This is a genomic window from Pedococcus sp. P1_H8 (assembly GCF_056405175.1).
On the sequence record NZ_JBFUCP010000358.1, the window covers coordinates 1 to 395 of the forward strand.

The following is a 395-nucleotide window of genomic DNA, read 5'->3' on the forward strand; positions in this document are numbered from 1 at the left end:
GCGATACAACGACCCCTACTGTCGCCGCAATCCGGGCATGGTCACGGATGACGCCGGTTCGCATCGTCGCGAGCAGCACCGGAACCGCGAAGACAGCGGCAACAGCAAATGTGAATGCAACTGAGATCCAACTCTGCGCCGCACCCGAAGCATTGAATCCGCGCATGGCCGGAGGCGTGAGACCACCCCACAGCGCCACGAGTACGGCGAGGACAGCCACACCGGGAACCGTCATCCGTGCAAGCGCACGAAATTTTGTCGACCAGGGTTGGCCGTGGAGACAGTGCAGGCAGGCAAGAACGGCGGGCACGAGGGTCCACACGAAGGTCTGGCGAGTCGCGATGGCAGCAGCGATCAGGACCCCGATCGCGACTTGTCGCCGTACTGTCAGATCA

Annotated in this window: 1 protein-coding gene; it reads right to left on the bottom strand. The window is 62.8% G+C overall.

The window, feature by feature from the left end:
- On the bottom strand, positions 1–220 hold a 220-nt coding region (locus AC1DYG_RS20365; protein WP_477641652.1), incomplete at its 3' end, for a hypothetical protein.
- Positions 221–395: the final 175 nt, after the last annotated feature.